Raw genomic sequence first — 17,511 nt, 5'->3', positions numbered from 1 at the left:
ACTGGCGGTACGTGTGAAGAAAGGTACAACAAAAAACAGGCGGCGCAAAGCCGCATTTCGGGCTTTTTGCATTTTGTCGCAACAATCACCAAAGTGAAGCGCGATGCACCGATTTCGCAGGCGCGAGCGCACCAAAGAATGGCGTTGGAGAGAATACAAGTGTAGGAGAAGTCGGACCTCAAAGGTCATGAAACTGACAACACCTGACAAAACCGTAGCGAGCGGAAGGGAGAGGTGGCTAAGAAGCGCAACCGTACTTTATACGGGGGCGCCGAGCCGGTGAGCATCGCAGGCCGCCTATACCGACGCGCAGTAGGTTTTGACAGGTGTCACTGCAGATGTCCTAGTTCATGGCTGACGGCGTGCGCCACGATCTGTTCCAGCGACTGCTGCAAATCTTCGCGCAGGGCGCCACGCATGCCGATCAGGGCGTTTTGCAGGGCCGTCTGCAGGACGTGGGCAATGCGCTCTTCCAGCAGATGGTCGATCTTGCCCTGCACCTGATGCAGGATGCGCTGCGTCAGCCGCTGTTCGATGGCGTCCCAGTCGGGCTGCACGACGCCCGGTGGCAACTCGACAGCAGGCTCGACTGGCATGGGGGGCGCCACTTCCGGCCCCAGCAGCACCTCCGTCAGCAGGGGGATACCCTGGTCGAATGGCTGCTGGCTCATGCTTTACCCGCCACGAAGTGGGTGGGCTGCACGTTTTGCTGGCGGTAGTGCAGGAAGCGCTGGCGGCCCGCCTGCGCATCTTGCTCATCCATGGAGACGATCTCGAAGACGCGCTGAAATTGCGCGTAATTGGCGGGCGGCAACTGCGACAGGTTGACGAGGATGTCGTGGTGCGGCAGCTCGGCCGCTTCGTCATCGGTCAGGATGATGGGCGTTTGCGCCGCCAGCGGGTCGCCGGCCAGCACGTGCGGCAGGAAATCCGTGGCGGAAATGGTCCACATGGCGCTGTTCAAGGCGTCGAGCTGGGTGCTGTCGGCCGCCAGCACGACGACCTTGTTGCCGGCCATATAGGCCTTGCGCGCCAGACGGCAGGCATACGCCAGCTTGTCCGGCACATTGCTGTGAAAATCGACGCGGCTCATGGCGGGGCTCAGGCAGCCATGCCGCTGTGGCGCAGCAGGGCGTCGATCGAGGGTTCGCGGCCACGGAAGGCCGTAAACGACTCCAGCGCGGGGCGCGAGCCGCCGACGGACAGGATTTCCTGCAGGTAGCGCTTGCCCGCTGCCGTGGTGGCGGCCGGTCCCAGCGCCTTGGCTTCTTCAAACGCCGCATAGGCGTCGGCGGACAGCACCTCGGCCCACTTGTAGCTGTAGTAGCCGGCCGCGTAGCCGCCGGAGAAGATATGCCCAAAGGAATTCTGGAAGCGGTTGAACGGGGGCGGGATGAGCAGCGCGAACTTGGCGCGCACGCCGTCGATCAGCTGCTGCACGCTCTGGCCCGTGCTGGCATCGTAGTCATAGTGCAAATGCATGTCGAGCAAGGAAAACTCCACCTGGCGCAGGGTTTGCAAGCCGGACTGGAAATTCTTGGCCGCCAGCATCTTGTCGTACAGCGCGCGCGGCAGCGGCTCGCCCGTGACGGCATGCGCCGTCATGTGTTCGAGCACTTCCCATTCCCAGCAGAAGTTTTCCATGAATTGCGATGGCAGTTCCACGGCATCCCATTCGACGCCGGCAATGCCCGACACGCCCAGCTCGTCGACGACGGTGAGCATATGGTGCAGGCCGTGGCCGAATTCATGGAACAGGGTGATGACTTCATCGTGGGTGAACAGGGCAGGCTGGGCTTGACCAGCGACCACGGCCGGTTCCGTGAAATTGCAGGTCAGGTAGGCGATCGGCGTTTGCACGTGCTGCGCGTCGGCGCGGCGGCCGCGCGCGTCGTCCATCCAGGCGCCGCCACTCTTGCCGGCGCGCGCATACAGGTCCAGGTAGAACTGGCCGACCAGCTTGCCGTCGCGCTCGATGCGGTAAAAACGCACGTCCGGGTGCCAGACGGGTGCCGTATCAAGCTTGATCTCGACGGCGAACAGGTTCTGGATCTGGCGGAACACGCCGTCGATCACCTTGTGTTCAGGGAAATACTGTTTTACTTCCTGGGCCGAGAACGCATAGCGGCGTTCCTGCAGCTTTTCGGAGGCGTAAGGCACGTCCCACGCTTGCAGCTCGGCAATGCCCAGTTCTTCCCGGGCGAATTGTTTCAGCTCGGCCAGGTCCTTCTCGGCGAACGGGCGCGCGCGCTTGGCCAGGTCTTCCAGGAAAGCGATGACTTGCGCGGGCGAGGTCGCCATTTTGGAGACCAGCGACACTTCGGCGAAATTGGCGTAGCCGAGCAGTTTTGCCTCTTCGTTGCGCAGCCGCAACAAGGTGACGATATTGTGCGTATTGTCCCAGTCCTCTTTTTTGCTGAAGACGTCGCCCTGGTCCGATGCCTTGGTGGCATTGGCGCGGTAGATGGTTTCGCGCAACGCGCGATTGTCGGCAAATTGCAGGATAGGGTAGTAAGACGGGAAGTGCAGCGAAAATTCATAGCCTTGCTTGCCCGCCTTTTCGGCGGCGGCGCGCGCGGCGGCCTTCACGTCGTCGGGCAAGCCGGCCAGCTCGGCTTCGTTCTCGACCAGCAACTTGTAGTCATTGGTGGCGTCGAGCACGTTTTCGGAAAAACGCGTCGAGACGGCCGCGAGTTCTTCCTGGATGGCGCCAAAGCGCTCTTTCTTATCCTCGGGCAACTCGGCGCCGCCCAGGCGGAAGTCGCGCACGGCATTGTCGACGATGCGCCGGCGCGCCGGTGACAGGCTGGCAAAATCGGCGCGGGCCTGCAACTGCTTGTATTTGCCGAAGAGAATTTCGTTCTGGCCCAGCTCGGTCAAGAATTCCGTCACCTTGGGCAGGTTGGCATTGTAGGCGGCGCGCAGTTCCGGCGTATCGATCACGCTATTGAGGTGGTTGACGATGCTCCAGGCGCGGCCCAGGGTTTCGGCGATCTGGTCCTGGGGCGCGACGAAGTTTTCCCAGCTCACTTCTTCCATGGGTGCTTCGAGCCGCGCCACCGTGGCGCGCGCCTGGGCCAAAAGGGTATCGATGGCAGGCGTGACATGCTCGTGCGTGATCGCGTCGAAGCGTGGCAGTCCGGAAAAATCAAGCAGGGGATTGGTATTCATCGTCGGTTCGTCCATTCTGTCTTTATATCTTCAGGCGGCAACGCCGCCTGCATACTAGAGCGCCTGAAAAACGTTCCTGGCAAGGCGCGGTGCCGAAGACAGTACGAATAGTACGGCGAGGCACTGCAACGCCGCCAGGGGCATTTTCTCAGGTGCTCCTCTTTTAAATACGTTCTGCGGCTTCGACCGTATTCATCAATAACATCGTGATGGTCATCGGACCCACACCACCGGGCACGGGCGTGATGTGGGAGGCGACGTCTTTCACTCCGGCAAAATCTACATCGCCGCACAGCTTGCCTTCATCGTCGCGGTTCATGCCCACGTCGATGACGATGGCGCCCGGCTTGACCATGTCGGCCGTCAGGGTGTTGCGGCGGCCGACGGCGGCCACGACCACGTCCGCCTGGCGCGTGTACAGGCCCAGGTCCGGGGTTGCACTATGGCAGATGGTGACGGTAGCGTTCGCTTGCAAGAGCAGCAGTGCCATCGGCTTGCCGACGGTGTTGCTGCGGCCGATGACGACGGCGTGCTTGCCGCGCAAGTCCACGCCCGTGCTTTCGATCAACTTCATGCAACCGTAGGGTGTGCAAGGGCGGAAGCCGGGCAAGCCCGTCATCAGTTCACCGGCGCTCAGGACGGAATAGCCGTCCACGTCTTTCGTCGTGGCGATCGCTTCGATGACCTTGTGCGGGTTGATGTGCTTGGGCAATGGCATTTGCACGAGGATGCCGTGGATGGCCGGGTCGGCATTCAGGCTGGCGATGCGTGCCAGCAAGTCCGCTTCCGGCAGGTCCGCTTCATATTTTTCCAGCACCGAGTGGAAACCCACGTCGCCGCACGCCTTGACCTTGTTGCGGACGTACACCTGGCTGGCCGGGTCTTCGCCGACGAGAATCACGGCCAGGCCGGGCTGGGTGCCCTTGGCCGTGAGGGCGGCGGCGCGCGTGGCGATCTCGCTGCGCAGTTTTTGGGAGAGGGCGATTCCGTCGATCAGTTGTGCTGGCATGGTAGGGAGGCTGTGTGGGAGGGAAAAGACAGATTATAAAGCCGGGCGGCGCAAAGGGGCGGTTTTGGCGCCAAGCCGTTATGTTAAAAAGCGGGCCAGAGACGCGGGCCTGAGAAAATGCCGATGGCGGCGTTGCAGCTCCTTGCCGTACTGGCGTACTGCCTGCGTCGCTGCGCCTTGCCCTCGACATTTTTCAGGCCCGCTTGGCCCGGTATGCCTGTGCGGGCGACCGGCGTGTTAATTCGTTTTGCTGGTGCGCACATCTTAGTTTTCGGGCAGAATTTGCGGCAGTGCAGCATAAATTTCATAGAGTGATTTCACGATACGAAATGCTATATCGTAATTTGAAAAATAGTAAATACGCTGTTAGAATCCCCACACTAAACCGACTTAATAGTAAATAATCAGCGAAATACCGTCCGACAGCGATCCGGAAAATCGGGGTGGGGCGTTCACAAAGGAGACTCAACAGATGTCAGCTCAACTGAACCAGGTAACGACACAGATCGGCACCGACCCGGATATGCAGGAAACCAAGGAGTGGCTGGACGCGCTCGAAGCCGTTCTGGAAAATGAAGGTCCGGAACGCGCGCATTACCTGATGGAGCGCATGGTTGACCTGGCCCGCCGCCGTGGCGCCCAGATCCCATTCTCCAGCACCACCGCCTACGTCAATACCATCCCCACCAAGCAAGAAGCACACTGTCCCGGCAACCTGGAATACGAAGAGCGCCTGCGCTCGTGGATGCGCTGGAACGCCATGGCCATGGTGGTCAAGGCCAACCGCGCCGACGGCGACCTGGGCGGCCACTTGTCCTCGTTCGCTTCGCTGGCGAACATGCTGGGCATCGGTTTCAACCATTTCTGGCACGCGCCAACGGCCGACCACGGCGGCGACCTGCTGTACATCCAGGGCCACTCCTCGCCCGGCGTCTACGCGCGCGCCTTCCTGGAAGGCCGCTTGACGGAAGAGCAAATGCTGAACTTCCGCAAGGAAGTCGACGGCAAGGGCCTGTCCTCGTACCCGCATCCTAAATTGATGCCTGACTTCTGGCAGTTCCCGACCGTGTCGATGGGCCTGGGCCCGCACATGGCGATTTACCAGGCGCGCTTCCTGAAATACCTGCACGCACGCGGCATCGCGAAAACCGACAACCGCAAGATATGGGCCTTCTGCGGCGATGGCGAGATGGATGAGCCGGAATCCCTGGGCGCGATCGGCCTGGCCGCACGCGACATGCTCGACAACCTGGTCATCGTGGTTAACTGCAACCTGCAGCGCCTGGACGGCCCTGTGCGCGGCAACACCAAGATCATCCAGGAGCTGGAAGGCGAATTCCGCGGCGCAGGCTGGAACGTCGTCAAGGTCATCTGGGGTCCGGGCTGGGACGCCCTGCTGGCACAGGACAAGGAAGGTATCCTGCAGCGCGTGATGATGGAAACCGTCGACGGCGAATACCAGAACTACAAGGCGAAAGATGGCGCCTACGTGCGCAAACACTTCTTCGGCAAGCATCCGAAGCTGCTGGAAATGGTTGCCAACATGACGGATGACGACATCTGGCGCCTGACCCGTGGCGGCCACGATCCGCACAAGATCTATGCGGCCTTCAAGATCGCCCAGGAACACAAGGGCCAGCCAACCGTCCTGCTGGTGAAAACCATCAAGGGCTACGGCATGGGCAAGTCCGGCGAAGCGCGCAACACGGCGCACCAGACGAAAAAATTGGACGACGAAGCCATCCGCGAAATGCGCGACCGCTTCTCGCTGCCTATCCCTGACGACAAGCTGGCCGACATCCCGTTCTTCAAGCCAGCCGACGACGCGCCGGAAATGGTTTACCTGCACGAGCGCCGCAAGGCCCTGGGTGGCTACCTGCCGCAGCGCCGCCAGAAGTCGGAAGAAACCCTGCCGGTGCCTGGCCTGGACGCGTTCAAGAACGTGCTCGAAGCGACGCCAGAAGGCCGCGAAATCTCGACCACGCAAGCGTTCGTGCGCGTCATTTCGACCCTGCTGAAAGACCCGAACCTGGGCCAGCGCGTGGTACCTATCCTGGTCGATGAATCGCGTACCTTCGGCATGGAAGGCCTGTTCCGCCAGATCGGCATCTACAACCCGAAAGGCCAGTTGTACGAGCCGGTCGATAAAGACCAGGTCATGTACTACCGCGAAGACAAGGCCGGCCAGATCCTGCAAGAGGGCATCAACGAAGCGGGCGGCATGAGCTCGTGGATCGCCGCGGCGACGTCGTATTCGACCAACGACCGCATCATGATCCCGTTCTACACCTTCTACTCGATGTTCGGCTTCCAGCGCATCGGCGACCAGGTATGGGCTTCGGCCGACATGCGCGCCCGTGGTTTCCTGATGGGCGGCACGGCTGGCCGTACGACCCTGAACGGCGAAGGCTTGCAGCACGAAGATGGCCACAGCCATATCTTCGCCGCGACCATCCCGACCTGCATGCCGTACGATCCGACCTTCAGCCATGAAGTCGCCGTCATCATCCAGGACGGCCTGCGCCGCATGATCGCCAACCAGGAAGATGTGTTCTATTACATCACGATCATGAACGAGAACTACGCCCAGCCAGGCATCAAGCCAGGCCAGGAAGAAGGCATCCTGAAAGGCATGTACAAGCTGCAGGAAGGCCAGGCTGACGCCAAGCTGCGCGTACAACTGATCGGTTGCGGCACCATCCTGCGCGAATCGATCTTCGCCGCCGAGCTGTTGCAAAACGACTGGGGCGTGGCTGCGGACGTGTGGTCGGCGCCGTCGCTGACCCTGGTGGCCCGCGATGGCCAGGATGCGGAACGCTGGAACATGGTCAACCCGTCGAAAGAGCAGCGCGTGCCGTACGTGACGTCGCTGATGCAGGACACGGACGGCCCGATCGTCGCCACGACCGACTACATGCGCGCGTTTGCAGAACAGATCCGCGCCTTCATGCCGAAGGGCCGCACTTATAAAGTGCTCGGTACCGATGGCTTTGGCCGCTCGGACAGCCGCGCCAAGCTGCGCGAGTTCTTCGAAGTGAACCGTTATTATGTCACCGTGGCCGCGCTCAAATCGCTGGCTGACGAAGGCAAGATCGACGTGTCGGTGGTGGAGCAGGCGATTGCCAAATACGGCATCGACGCGAACAAACCGAATCCGGTGACCCAGTAATCGTTGTGCGGACCCGATGATGCCAGGGCGGTGCGAAAGTGCCGCCCTGGCGTGTGTGCGGGTCCATCTGACAAATAAAATAACGGAGCAAGCTATGAACATTGTGGAAGTCAAAGTCCCGGATATCGGCGATTTCAAGGAAGTCGAGATCATTGAACTGATGGTCAAGCCAGGCGACACGGTCAAGGTTGACCAGTCCCTGATCACGGTCGAATCGGACAAGGCCAGCATGGAAATTCCATCGAGCCACGCCGGTGTCGTCAAGGAATTGAAAGTCAACGTGGGCGACAAGATCGCCGAAGGCTCGCTGGTCCTGCTGCTGGAAGTGGCGGACGACGCCTCGGCGCCAGCGCCTGCCGCTGCTGCTGCCCCGGTTGCAGCACCTGCCGCTGAAGCCGCCCCCGCCTCCGCTGCGGCCGCGCCAGCGCCTGCCGCCGCTTCTGGCGCGCCGGCTTTGGTGGAAGTGACCGTGCCCGATATCGGCGACTTCAAGGAAGTCGAAGTCATCGAATTGATGGTCAAGGTGGGCGACGCGATCAAGGTCGACCAGTCGCTGCTGACGGTCGAATCGGACAAGGCCAGCATGGAAATTCCATCGAGCCACGCCGGTATCGTCAAGGAATTGAAAGTCAAGGTTGGCGACAAGGTTGCCAAGGGTAGTCTGGTACTGGTCGTTGAAACGACGGGTGGCGCTGCTGCACCAGCCGCCGCGCCAGCGCAAGCGGCCGCCGCACCAGCCGCCGCCGTCGCTTCGGCGCCGGTCGCTGCTGCTGCCCAGGCTCCTGCCGCCGCGCCTGCCGTGAATGGCAAGCTGGCGCACGCATCGCCATCGATCCGCAAGTTCGCGCGCGAACTTGGCGTGGACCTGACCCGCGTGGGCGGTTCCGGTCCGAAAGGCCGCATCACCCAGGAAGACGTGCAGAACTTCGTCAAGGGCGTGATGTCGGGCGCTGTCGCCGCACCGAACGCCCCTGTCGCTGCCAAAGGCGGTTCGGGTGTGGGCCTGGACCTGCTGCCATGGCCGTCGCTGGATTTCAGCAAATTCGGCACGACCGAATTGCTGCCGCTGTCGCGCATCAAGAAAATCTCGGGTCCGAATTTGCACCGCAACTGGGTCATGATCCCGCACGTCACGCAGTTCGACGAAGCGGACGTGACGGACCTGGAAGCGTTCCGCGTCGACACCAACGCGGCCAATGCGAAGAACAAGGATGCGGCCAAGCTGACCATGCTGGCATTCGTCATCAAGGCCTCTGTCGCCGCGCTGAAGAAATTCCCTGCGTTTAACGCTTCGCTCGACGCCAAGGGTGAAAACCTGATCCTCAAGCAGTACTACAACATCGGCTTCGCGGCCGACACGCCGAATGGCCTGGTGGTACCGGTGATCAAGGGCGCGGACCAGAAGTCGGTTTCGCAGATCGCCCGCGAAATGACGGAGCTGTCGCTGCAGGCGCGCGAAGGCAAGCTGAAACCGGCCGACATGCAAGGCGCAAGCTTCACGATTTCGTCCCTGGGCGGTATCGGTGGCACGCACTTCACGCCTATCGTGAATGCGCCGGAAGTGGCGATTCTGGGTCTGTCGAAAGCCTCGATCAAGCCGGTATGGGATGGCAAGGCCTTCCAGCCGCGTTTGATGATGGGCACCTCGCTGTCCTACGACCACCGCGTGGTCGATGGCGCGATGGGCGCGCGATTCTCCGTGTACCTCGGTGAAGTCCTGGCCGACATGCGCAAAATTCTGCTGTAAGGAGCGATTGATGAGCACAGTAGAGGTAAAAGTACCGAATATCGGCGACTTCAAGGAAGTCGAAGTCATCGAACTGATGGTCAAGGTGGGCGACACCATCAAGGTGGATCAGTCGCTGATCACGGTCGAATCGGACAAGGCCAGCATGGAGATTCCTTCGACCCACGCGGGCGTCGTCAAGGAAGTCAAGGTCAAGGTTGGCGACAAGATCGCCGAAGGCAGCGCGCTGCTGGTGGTGGAAGCTTCTGAAGGCGCGGCTGCTGCTGCGCCAGCGGCTGCCCCTGCACCAGTTGCAGCACCTGCTGCTGCACCAGCGGCACCTGTCGCCGCCATCCCGGCCGGCAATTACAGCGGCCAGGTCGACATCGACGTCGACATGATGGTATTGGGCGGCGGTCCCGGTGGCTATTCGGCGGCGTTCCGCGCGGCCGATCTGGGCATGTCGACGGTCATCGTCGAGCGCTACGCCACCCTGGGCGGCGTGTGCCTGAACGTGGGCTGCATCCCGTCGAAGGCGCTGCTGCACGTCGCTTCCGTCATCGATGAAACGGCGCACATGTCCAACACGGGCGTGACGTTTGCCAAGCCGACGATCGACATCGACCAGGTACGCAAGTACAAGGAAGGCGTCATCTCGAACATGACGGGCGGTTTGGCCGGCATGGCCAAGGCGCGCAAGACGCAAATCGTCACCGGCGTGGGCCAGTTCCTCTCCGCGAACCACATCGAAGTGACGGCAGCTGACGGCTCCAAAAAAGTCGTGCAGTTCAAGCAAGCCATCATCGCCGCCGGTTCGTCCGTGGTGAAACTGCCCTTCGTGCCGGAAGACCCGCGCATCGTCGATTCGACGGGTGCGCTGGAATTGCGCCAGATCCCGAAACGCATGCTGGTCATCGGCGGCGGCATCATCGGCCTGGAAATGGCGACCGTGTATTCCACGTTTGGCGCGCGCATCGACGTGGTCGAAATGATGGATGGCCTGATGCAGGGCGCGGACCGCGACGCCGTCAAGGTGTGGCAGAAGTTCAACGAGAAGCGCTTCGACAACATCATGACCAAGACCAAGACGGTGGCCGTCGAGGCACTGCCGGAAGGCATCAAGGTCACGTTCGAAGCAGCCGAAGCGGGTGCCACGGCGCCGGCGCCGCAAGTCTACGACCTGGTGCTCGTCGCCGTGGGCCGCAGCCCGAACGGCAAGAAGCTGGCGGCCGACAAGGCCGGCGTGCAGGTCACCGACCGCGGCTTCATCAACGTCGACAGCCAGATGCGCACCAACGTGCCGAACATCTTCGCCATCGGCGACCTGGTGGGCCAGCCGATGCTGGCGCACAAGGCCGTGCATGAAGCCCACGTGGCAGCCGAAGCGGCTTCTGGCCAGAAGTCGCACTTCGACGTCAAGGTGATTCCATCGGTCGCCTACACGGATCCGGAAGTGGCATGGGCCGGCATCACGGAAGACGAAGCGAAAGCCAAGGGCATCAAGGTCGAGAAGGGCCACTTCCCCTGGGCAGCTTCGGGCCGCGCCGTCGCCAACGGCCGCGCCGAAGGTTTCACCAAGCTGCTGTTCGATGCGGAAACGCACCGCATCATCGGCGGCACCATCGTCGGCACGCATGCGGGCGACATGATCGGTGAAATCGCACTGGCCATCGAAATGGGCTGCGACGGCACCGACATCGGCAAGACCATCCACCCGCACCCGACCCTGGGCGAGTCGATCGGTATGGCTGCCGAAGTGTACGAAGGCGTGTGTACGGACTTGCCGCCACCACGCAAGCGCTGATAAAGAGTTAACTTTCAGTATAAAAAACCGGGACATGTTCCCGGTTTTTTTATTTCCCTTGATCTGCAGCATAGTAAAACGTGGCGCAGCGGTGTCTTGTGAAAATTGGTGAGTATTGCCGTGTGGAAAAAGTGGCAGAATGGAGGTCTGTAACCATGTTTTTCTTTTGCTTCAACGGAAGCGTGTGATTTTTCCAGGAATGTTGCCAGCGTGGGATATGGTCAAATTCCGCTGTACTGAGAGAGTTTTGCAACGATGAAAAAATTTACCGCCCTTCACATTGCCGATGTCCGTCTGCGCCGGGCCGATGAGCAAGAGCAAGCCGTGATGCTGCATGCCTTGTACCAGGATGTGGCCGCTATCCTGGCGGCGGGCAAGAAGATCGATGCGATTTTTTTCACGGGCCAGCTGGTGGCACTGGACGCCTGTGCCGGCACGACGCCCGTGTATGTCTACGAATACTTCCTGCGCCCCTTGCTGCAGGCGGCCAGTTTGCCCGGCGCGCGTTTCTACCTGGTGCCGGGCAGCCGCGTGCAGGGCGTCGCGGCAGCGGCGCTGGGCAATGCCGGCTTCAGCTTTTTCTCCGCCGATGAGCACGCCAGTGCCGAGCAGCGCGCGCACTACAAGAATATCCACGCCGTGTTCCATGGCCACCAGCATACGGGCGATGCCAGTTCGCTCATGAAGTCGCTGGGCATCCTGTTCAAGAGCAATCCCGGCAGCCTGTACGGTGCGCATGGCCAGATGGCGGCGTTTGCCGTGCTCGAGTTCGGTACGGGCGCGGCCGATGGCGGCGCGGCAGGCACGCAGTGGACGGTGTCCCTGCGCGAGTTCGATGATGTGAGCAAGAACTTCGCCCTGTCGGTGCTGTACACGCCGAATGGCCAGGAAACGGGACAGATGGATGCGGAGTATGTGTTTGCCACCTTGCTGCCGCAACTGGCAGGCGAGCGCGCTTATTTTGATGGCTTGCTGGGCAAGGTGGGCGTGCAGCGGCGCATGGACGCCGGCGTGGCTGCCGACGTGCGCGAATTCCTGATGGAGCTGGCGTTCGTGATGTTCGAAGCCAAGACGCTATTCCTCCGCGAGGCGGAGCTGGGGCGCTTTGCCAGCGACTATTGTGGCGTGAAGGGCTGGAACATGGGGGCAGGGGAGTGGCTGGCGCCGCTGTATGCGCATGGCTTGCTGCTGCGGGCCGATGGCCAGGTGGCGTTTTCCTTCGATTACTTCCGCACGTATTTCCTGGCGCAACGCTTTGAGACCTCGTTCGACCTGATGCGCTATGGCCCGGAGCGCTACGATGGAAGTGAGTCTTCACTTTCTCTTGATGACGCGTCGGCGGCCCAGCCTTTCCTGCGCGCGCTGGGCTTGAATGATGAACGCGCCGAAGCGGCGCTGCCGGAAGACTGTAGCCGCCCTGGCTGACTTCCGCGTCCAGCCGTCGCGCCTCAGTCCGCGAGTGGCTGGCGCAGGGTGCCGCGCAGGAACAGGTCGAGACTGACCGCCACCTTGGTGCGCAATTGCGCCACGTCCGGTTGGGCTTGCGGTGGAAACAGCAGGCGCGACATCTGATCTCCGAGCAGGCAATTGAGCAGGTGCAGCGCCAGCATAGCCGCCGTCAACTCCGCGCGAAACAGCGGTGCGATGTCGGGCCGGCTGAAAAACTTGGTCAGCATCTCACGCGTCTGTCCCGGTCCCACCTTGTAAAAAGTTTCCGCCAGTTCCGGGTGCGTGGCCGCTTCGGCCACCACCATGCGATTCAGGCGTATCGCCGCCGGCATGGTGACGAGCTGCACGAACAGCAGGCCGAACTCGCCCAGGATGGTGGGCAGGGGCCGCATATCCGTTTCCAGCGCCGGCATGGTCGAGAAGTAGGCGGCGCGGCGCAGTTCCACCACGGCATTGAACAAGCCCGACTTGCCGCCAAATTTCACATAAATCGTGCGCACGGCCACATGGGCTTCGCGGGCGATCATTTCCAGGCTCACCTTTCCATACCCTTTTTCCAGAAACAGGCAGCCGGCCGTGTGCAGCAGGTTTTCCATGCGCGCTTCCATGTCGGCCGCGCGCGGGCGGCCAGCTGGCTTGCCGCAGCAGGAAAGCTCCTGGGCGTCGGCGTCGGATTCTGTATCGGTAGGCAAGCTATCGCTGAGGCCGGGATCGGACATGGTCTGGGTCTCTTTATAAGTGGGAAAAGTAAGTGATGGCTTACACTGTAGTGCAAATTAAAATGAAATGCAATCGTTTCATTTCTTGACTTTGGCTTTTCTTTGTCCAATAATGAACCTACATCATTTCATTTTCGGAGCGAGTATGTCCAACCAGCCAGGCCAGGCAGAGCACAAGGTGCTGACCGCCGTCCCACCCGCGGCCCCTGCCGCACCTTCCACGCCCGCCGCTTCCGCCAGCTCCGCAGCACCAAATAATCGCGTGAAAATCATCGCCGGCCTGATCGTGCTCGTCGCGCTGGGCGCCGGTGCGCGCATGTGGTACCGCAGCCACTATTTCGTGGAAACGGAAAACGCCTATGTGGCCGGCCACGTGCATCCCGTCTCGGCACGCATTTCCGGCGTCGTCACCAAGGTCTTCATCGACGACAATCAGATCGTGAAAGAGGGCGACGTGATCGCTGAACTCGACCCGTTCGACCAGCGCGTGAAAACCGAGCAGATCGCCGCGCAGATCGCCAGCGCCGAGCAGCAAGTGCTGCAATCGGACGCGCAGATCGCGCAAGTGCAGGCGCAAGCGAGCGCCGCCCAGGCGCAAGTGGCGCAAGCCGATGCGCAATTGCTGCGCGCAAAACAGGATGCGGACCGTTATGGCCAGCTGTACACGAGCCAGATGAAAGCCGTCTCGAAGGCGGAACTCGATGCGGCCAATGCGGCCCGCTCGAGCGCAGTGGCCGACCTGGCCGCCCGCCGCGACAGCGCCTCCGCCGCCAAGGCGCAGATTGGTGCCGCCCAGGCCGCGCGCGACGTGGCCAAGGCACAAGTGGCCGTGCTGCGCGTGCAATTGAAGGACGCGGAACAGCAGCTGCAATACAACCGCATCCTCGCGCCCGTCGCCGGCCGCATCGGCAAGCGCAACGTGGAAACGGGCATGCGCGTGCAGCCTGGCCAGCAACTGACGGCCATCGTGCAAGACAACGTCTGGGTCACCGCCAACTTCAAGGAAACCCAATTGGCCGACCTGCACCGCGGCCAAAGCGTACACGTGAGCATCGACGCCATGCCGGGCAAGAAACTGGTGGGTACCGTGGACAGCTTCGCTCCTGCCTCGGGCGCGCAATTCGCCCTGCTGCCAGCCGATAACGCGACCGGCAACTTCACCAAGATCGTCCAGCGCGTGCCCGTCAAGATCGTCTTCCAGCCGGAAGACATCAAGGCCATGAATGGCCGCCTGGTGCCGGGCATGTCGGTGATCGCCGAAGTGGAAGTGAACCAGCCCGCGTCGGCCCAGGACAAGGCCGAGGCACCACGCCACGCCGCCGCGCCAGCCGCACAGAGCGCCGCCCGCTAAGTTTCCATGAGCAGCCCTTCCACTACACCGGCGGCATCGCCGGCGTTCCCCGTGATCAGCGAGAAAGTCTCCGGGCGCACCTGGCTGGCGGTCGCCGCCGGCATGCTGGGCGCCTTCATGGCGGTGCTCGACATCCAGATCACCAACTCTTCGCTCAAGGATATCCTTGGCTCGCTGTCGGCCACCCAGGAAGAGGGCTCGTGGATTTCCACGGCCTACCTGGTGGCGGAAATCATCGTCATTCCCCTCACCGCGCTGCTGGCGCGCGTGTTCGGTCTGCGCACCTACATGATAGGCACCACTGCTTTCTTCCTGCTGTTCTCCACCCTGTGCGGGGCGGCCTGGAACCTGGAAAGCATGATTGTCTTCCGCATGCTGCAAGGGTTCACCGGCGGCGCACTGATCCCGATGGCGTTTACCCTGGTGATGCTCAAGCTGCCGCCATCGAAGCGCGCCGTCGGCATGGCTATTTTCGGCCTGACGGCGACCCTGGCGCCGGCCATGGGTCCGACCCTGGGTGGCTACCTCTCCGAGCTGTATGGCTGGCCCTCGATCTTTTACATCAACTGGGTGCCTGGCGTGCTGCTGATCGCCGGCATGATCTATGGCCTGGACAAGGAGCCGATGAAGCTCGAGATGTTCTGGAAAGCCGATTGGCTGGGCATCTTCTTCATGGCTCTGGGCCTGGGCTGCCTGACCATCTTCCTGGAAGAGGGCAACTCGAAGGATTGGTTCGACTCCGGTTTCATCATCGCCTTCGCCGCACTGGCCCTGACGGGCCTCCTGGGCTGGGTCGTTACCAGCGCCACGCGCGCCGAGCCGTTCGTCAACCTGGCTTTGTACGGCCAGCGCAATTTTCTGGTGGCCACCGTGCTGTCCGCCGTGACGGGCATGGGCCTGTATGGCTCGGCCTTTTTGCTGCCCCTGTTCCTGGGCCAGATCGCCGGCTACTCGCCGATGCAGATCGGTGAAGTCATCATGTGGGTGGGCTTGCCGCAGCTGTTCATCATGCCCTTCGTCGCCAAGCTGTCGTCCGTGGTGGATAACCGCATCCTGTGCTCGTTCGGCCTCCTGCTGTTTGGCGGCTCGTGCATGATGAATGCCTACATGGACGCTTCCACCGGCTACGACCAGCTGCTGTGGTCGCAGGTGGTGCGGGCGCTGGGTCAGCCCTTCGTCATGCTGACCCTGTCGAACTTCGCCATGAAGGGCATCGCGCCGAAGGACATGGCGTCCGCTTCGAGCCTGTTCAACATGACGCGCAACCTGGGTGGCTCGATCGGCATCGCCCTGCTGGCCACGGCCCTGAGCACCCGCGAGCACTTCCACTCGCAGCGCCTGGGTGAAGCGATCAATGCATATTCCAGCGCCACGCAGCTGCGCATCGACCAGCTGACGTCCTCGTTCATGGCCAAGGGCTATGACGCCGTCACGGCCGGCAACCAGGCCTTGCAGGCAATCGACGGCATCGTGCGCCGCGAGGCGTATGTGATGGCTTACAACGATGGCTTCTTCCTCGTCGGCGCCATTTTGCTGGCCTGTATCGTGCCCCTGTGGCTGGCCGACAAACTCAAAGCTCCCGGTGGCGGTGGCGGCGGTCATTGACCGCGCACGCGCACACATCAAGAACAAGAAGGTACACATCATGCAAACAGTATTGACGAAAATCGCGCTGGCCGCTTTCCTTGCCGTGGCGCTGTCCGCCTGCGGCACCGTGGGCCAGGATTTCAAGGCCCCGGCGAATGTGGCCGGCGTCGACAACGGCGTTTTCCGCCACGGCGCGGCTGCGGCGGATGCCGCGCAACTGCCCAAGCAGTGGTGGAGCATCTACGGCGACGCGACTCTGGACCGGCTCGAACAAAGCGCGCTGCAGGACAATCCCGGCGTGAAGGCGGCCGGCGAACGCCTGTTGCAGGCGCTGGCGCAAAGCGGCACGGCGCGCGCCAGCCAGGGCCCGAGCGTGAATGTCAGCACGGGCATCTCGAATTCGCGCACCTCTGCCAACAACTCGCAGGGCCTGGCCCAGGGCGGCCGCTCGATCAGCGGCAATAATTTCTCGGCGGGCGCCACGCTGTCGTATGAAGTCGATCTGCTGGGGCGCGTCAAGCGCATGGTCGAGGCGGCCGATTCGCAGGCACTGGCCGCGCAGGCCGACCGCGACGGCGTGCTGTTGATGCTGTCGGCACAAGTGGCCAGCAATTACTGGCAGCTGCGTGGGCTCGACGCGGAAATGGCCATCCTGAATGGTGCGTTGGACACGCGCCGCGAGTCGGCGCAGCTGGTCGAGGCCCGCTTTAACGCGGGCTTGACGAATGAGCTGGACCTGGCGCGCGCGAAAGTCGAACTGTCGAACGCGCAGGCCGACCTGCATGAAGTCAAGCGCCAGCGCAACCAGCTGGAAAACAGCCTGGCCACCCTGACGGGCAAGCCGCCGTCGGCGCTGCAATTGCCGGTGGCCGCCGAACCTTCCAGCTTGCCGCTGCCGCCAAGTATCCCTGTCGGCCTGCCTGCCAGCCTGCTGGCGCACCGCCCGGACCTGGTCTCCAGCGTGGCGGGCCTGCGCGCGGCGAACGCGCAAGTGGGCGTGGCTGAAGGCGCGTTTTATCCGTCGCTGCAATTGACGGGCAATTTCGGCTACGCCTCGGAAAAGCTGCGCGACCTGGCGCAGGGCGGCTCGCGCCAGTTCAGCTTTGGTCCGCTGGCCCTGTCCCTGCCGATCTTCGATGGTGGCCGCAACCAGGCCAACCTGGACCTGTCCAAGGCGCGCTATGCGGAAGCCGTGGCGAATCACGAAACCAAGCTGCTGACGGCTTTGCGCGAAGTGGAAGACGCATTATCTGACGTGGAGCAGCGCCAGTTGCAGGGCGATGCACAGGCCCTGTCGCAGGCAGCGGCGGCGCGCGCCTACCTGGTGGCGCGCACGCGCTACGAGCGCGGTATCTCGACCTATCTGGACGTCACCGATGCCCAGCGCAGTTCGCTGGCAGCGGACCGCGCCGCCGCGCAGATCAAGACCCAGCGCTTGCTGGCGACTGTCGCCGTGGCCCGCTCCCTGGGAGCAGGCTGGCAGCCGGACGGTGAGCTGGCCAAGCTGGCGAAGGCCAACTAAGTTC

General features: G+C 62.3%; 12 protein-coding genes. 7 read left to right on the top strand and 5 right to left on the bottom strand.

What is annotated here, in order from left to right:
• Positions 1–329: 329 nt before the first annotated feature.
• From ACQ4WY_RS09195 to folD, 4 genes are all read right to left on the bottom strand, one after another.
• Positions 330–671: a DUF2486 family protein gene (locus ACQ4WY_RS09195; protein ID WP_353660271.1), complete on the bottom strand. Its 342-nt coding sequence runs from the start codon at positions 669–671 to the stop codon at positions 330–332.
• On the bottom strand, positions 668–1,093 hold the full coding sequence (locus ACQ4WY_RS09190) for a DNA polymerase III subunit chi (protein ID WP_436503714.1): 426 nt from the start codon (positions 1,091–1,093) through the stop codon (positions 668–670). The genes ACQ4WY_RS09195 and ACQ4WY_RS09190 overlap by 4 nt, the downstream gene beginning before the upstream one ends.
• Before the next feature lie 8 nt (positions 1,094–1,101).
• On the bottom strand, positions 1,102–3,171 hold the full coding sequence (locus ACQ4WY_RS09185) for a M3 family metallopeptidase (protein ID WP_436503713.1): 2,070 nt from the start codon (positions 3,169–3,171) through the stop codon (positions 1,102–1,104).
• Between the two features lie 163 nt (positions 3,172–3,334).
• Positions 3,335–4,180 carry a bifunctional methylenetetrahydrofolate dehydrogenase/methenyltetrahydrofolate cyclohydrolase FolD gene (folD, locus tag ACQ4WY_RS09180; RefSeq protein WP_436503712.1) on the bottom strand — a complete coding sequence of 282 codons (846 nt, stop codon included), beginning with the start codon at positions 4,178–4,180 and terminating at the stop codon, positions 3,335–3,337.
• 472 nt (positions 4,181–4,652) lie between these two features.
• On the opposite strand from folD, the gene aceE reads away from it, so the two are divergent.
• The 4 genes from aceE (at position 4,653) to ACQ4WY_RS09160 (ending at position 12,304) form a co-directional block, all read left to right on the top strand.
• Complete coding sequence (aceE, locus tag ACQ4WY_RS09175; protein ID WP_101482508.1) at positions 4,653–7,349, top strand: pyruvate dehydrogenase (acetyl-transferring), homodimeric type; 2,697 nt, start codon at positions 4,653–4,655, stop codon at positions 7,347–7,349.
• A 94-nt stretch (positions 7,350–7,443) separates the two neighbouring features.
• A complete protein-coding gene (aceF, locus tag ACQ4WY_RS09170) occupies positions 7,444–9,096 on the top strand; it encodes a dihydrolipoyllysine-residue acetyltransferase (protein WP_436503711.1) in 1,653 nt (550 codons plus the stop codon).
• A 10-nt stretch (positions 9,097–9,106) separates the two neighbouring features.
• A complete protein-coding gene (gene lpdA / locus ACQ4WY_RS09165) occupies positions 9,107–10,879 on the top strand; it encodes a dihydrolipoyl dehydrogenase (protein WP_436503710.1) in 1,773 nt (590 codons plus the stop codon).
• A gap of 255 nt (positions 10,880–11,134) precedes the next feature.
• A complete protein-coding gene (locus tag ACQ4WY_RS09160; RefSeq protein ID WP_436503709.1) occupies positions 11,135–12,304 on the top strand; it encodes a hypothetical protein in 1,170 nt (389 codons plus the stop codon).
• Between the two features lie 23 nt (positions 12,305–12,327).
• Here ACQ4WY_RS09160 and ACQ4WY_RS09155 read toward each other — a convergent pair whose 3' ends face one another.
• The gene (locus tag ACQ4WY_RS09155) at positions 12,328–13,047 is read right to left on the bottom strand and encodes a TetR/AcrR family transcriptional regulator (RefSeq protein WP_436503707.1); all 720 of its coding nucleotides are present in this window, start codon (positions 13,045–13,047) and stop codon (positions 12,328–12,330) included.
• A gap of 145 nt (positions 13,048–13,192) precedes the next feature.
• Between ACQ4WY_RS09155 and ACQ4WY_RS09150 the strand changes: the two genes are divergently transcribed.
• The 3 genes from ACQ4WY_RS09150 to ACQ4WY_RS09140 are packed head-to-tail and all read left to right on the top strand — an operon-like array spanning position 13,193 to position 17,507.
• Positions 13,193–14,398, top strand: a complete 1,206-nt coding sequence (locus ACQ4WY_RS09150) for an HlyD family secretion protein (RefSeq protein ID WP_436503706.1) — start codon at positions 13,193–13,195, stop codon at positions 14,396–14,398.
• Positions 14,399–14,404: 6 nt separating this feature from the next.
• Complete coding sequence (locus ACQ4WY_RS09145) at positions 14,405–16,003, top strand: DHA2 family efflux MFS transporter permease subunit (RefSeq protein WP_436503705.1); 1,599 nt, start codon at positions 14,405–14,407, stop codon at positions 16,001–16,003.
• Between the two features lie 40 nt (positions 16,004–16,043).
• Complete coding sequence (locus ACQ4WY_RS09140) at positions 16,044–17,507, top strand: efflux transporter outer membrane subunit (RefSeq protein WP_436503704.1); 1,464 nt, start codon at positions 16,044–16,046, stop codon at positions 17,505–17,507.
• The last annotated feature ends 4 nt before the right edge of the window (positions 17,508–17,511 follow it).

The organism is Janthinobacterium salmonicoloratum (assembly GCF_051380845.1).
GTDB classification, from domain to species: Bacteria; Pseudomonadota; Gammaproteobacteria; order Burkholderiales; family Burkholderiaceae_D; genus Janthinobacterium; species Janthinobacterium lividum_F.
Note: the sequence above shows the minus strand (reverse complement) of the source record. Positions and strands in the feature narration are given on the sequence as shown.

What these genes read in the sequence shown, in the direction of transcription:
- ACQ4WY_RS09195 (WP_353660271.1), bottom strand. Translation starts at nt 671, where the DNA reads ATGAGCCAGCAGCCATTCGACCAGGGTATCCCCCTGCTGACGGAGGTG.
- ACQ4WY_RS09190 (WP_436503714.1), bottom strand. Translation starts at nt 1,093, where the DNA reads ATGAGCCGCGTCGATTTTCACAGCAATGTGCCGGACAAGCTGGCGTAT.
- ACQ4WY_RS09185 (WP_436503713.1), bottom strand. Translation starts at nt 3,171, where the DNA reads ATGAATACCAATCCCCTGCTTGATTTTTCCGGACTGCCACGCTTCGAC.
- folD (WP_436503712.1), bottom strand. Translation starts at nt 4,180, where the DNA reads ATGCCAGCACAACTGATCGACGGAATCGCCCTCTCCCAAAAACTGCGC.
- aceE (WP_101482508.1), top strand. Translation starts at nt 4,653, where the DNA reads ATGTCAGCTCAACTGAACCAGGTAACGACACAGATCGGCACCGACCCG.
- aceF (WP_436503711.1), top strand. Translation starts at nt 7,444, where the DNA reads ATGAACATTGTGGAAGTCAAAGTCCCGGATATCGGCGATTTCAAGGAA.
- lpdA (WP_436503710.1), top strand. Translation starts at nt 9,107, where the DNA reads ATGAGCACAGTAGAGGTAAAAGTACCGAATATCGGCGACTTCAAGGAA.
- ACQ4WY_RS09160 (WP_436503709.1), top strand. Translation starts at nt 11,135, where the DNA reads ATGAAAAAATTTACCGCCCTTCACATTGCCGATGTCCGTCTGCGCCGG.
- ACQ4WY_RS09155 (WP_436503707.1), bottom strand. Translation starts at nt 13,047, where the DNA reads ATGTCCGATCCCGGCCTCAGCGATAGCTTGCCTACCGATACAGAATCC.
- ACQ4WY_RS09150 (WP_436503706.1), top strand. Translation starts at nt 13,193, where the DNA reads ATGTCCAACCAGCCAGGCCAGGCAGAGCACAAGGTGCTGACCGCCGTC.
- ACQ4WY_RS09145 (WP_436503705.1), top strand. Translation starts at nt 14,405, where the DNA reads ATGAGCAGCCCTTCCACTACACCGGCGGCATCGCCGGCGTTCCCCGTG.
- ACQ4WY_RS09140 (WP_436503704.1), top strand. Translation starts at nt 16,044, where the DNA reads ATGCAAACAGTATTGACGAAAATCGCGCTGGCCGCTTTCCTTGCCGTG.